3 protein-coding genes are annotated in these 1,046 nt (G+C 49.5%); all 3 read right to left on the bottom strand.

Going from position 1 to position 1,046, the window contains the following annotated elements:
* On the bottom strand, nt 1-444 hold a 444-nt coding region (locus tag HHU12_RS34065), incomplete at its 3' end, for a lysis system i-spanin subunit Rz (protein ID WP_169661170.1).
* A gap of 182 nt (nt 445-626) precedes the next feature.
* Entirely contained in the window at nt 627-881 is a 255-nt protein-coding gene (locus HHU12_RS34070; RefSeq protein WP_168885859.1) for a DNA packaging protein, read from the bottom strand.
* Between the two features lie 3 nt (nt 882-884).
* A complete protein-coding gene (locus HHU12_RS34075; RefSeq protein ID WP_317170699.1) occupies nt 885-1,043 on the bottom strand; it encodes a phage holin family protein in 159 nt (52 codons plus the stop codon).
* Nucleotides 1,044-1,046 lie beyond the last annotated feature (3 nt).

Genomic DNA, 1,046 nt, shown 5'->3' on the forward strand with positions numbered 1-1,046 from the left:
ATGTTCACCTCCTTTCCCTTGCAGCTTGCGAATTGTGTCCTGTAGGGCCTTCTCTTTGAGGTCGGCCTTCTGGGTTATTGCGATAAGACTTCGAGCAGTTGCTTCGTGTAGTTCGACGGAACCATCAACGAGGCATCGACCGTCTGGTCCTGCGGTGACACTGGTAGGTTTGACTCTGACGCGCAGCCGCTTATTGTCGCTACGCAAATCAGCAATAACCCTATCAGTGCTGCCCTCCAGCCCCTCAAGGTCTGCTTGGTACTTAGCCGATACTTCGTCAATCGCTTTCTGAGTTTCAGCTCTAGCCGTTTGCTTCTTAACGTACTCATTCTGTACTACCTCCTTCCACTTGGTGTCCGTAGATTGTGAACCGAAGTGCCACCCGAAGGCGAACACCATGATAACCACAAGATACGGGACGATTCTCTTTGTAATTTCCAGCATAATGCCTCCCTAACCTGCACCGTCTTCATAGTGATTAGCCCTAGGGCTACTACTAGTCATGGTGACGAGTAAACCTACCGCAAACACCACGTCTACGATAATCCAGAATAACATCCAGTTCATTTTGTTCTCCTACTATTGATAATCCATAAAGGCTCCCTCAGGAACCTTGAGTATTACCATCAGTGAGTGTATTTATCGTCTTCTGTCAGACCATCCGCGCCCACCTTGGAGTTATAAGCTTCCAGACCCTCAGCCAGTCCGCCCAAGATGTTAACGTCAGGGGTCAGCTTAGAGATTTGGAACTTGTGACGCTCCAGTAGTTTACCAATGGCGTTGTACAGCTGAGGGGTTCGCTTCTCAGGATTCTTCAGGTCCATAAGCATCTGCTGAGCCATCTCAGTGTCTAACATTTCGAGGAACTTAATCAGGTCCATATGTTACTCCTTATTAGCTTTCTTCCAGTCAATGATTTTATCGACTACCTTGGCACCAATCTGAACCACTGTGTAGGCGATTGCCGCGACGTAGAACCACACGTTGAGTGAGAGGCCCCAGAAGAGCCTCGCTACACCATCGGCCCCAGCGACCCCCGCAATGGG

The organism is Flammeovirga aprica JL-4 (assembly GCF_012844305.1).
GTDB lineage: Bacteria > Bacteroidota > Bacteroidia > Cytophagales > Flammeovirgaceae > Flammeovirga > Flammeovirga aprica.

Bases quoted from the DNA above. Each gene is read 5' to 3' on its own strand.
- HHU12_RS34070 (WP_168885859.1), bottom strand. From the start codon at position 881: ATGGACCTGATTAAGTTCCTCGAAATGTTAGACACTGAGATGGCTCAG.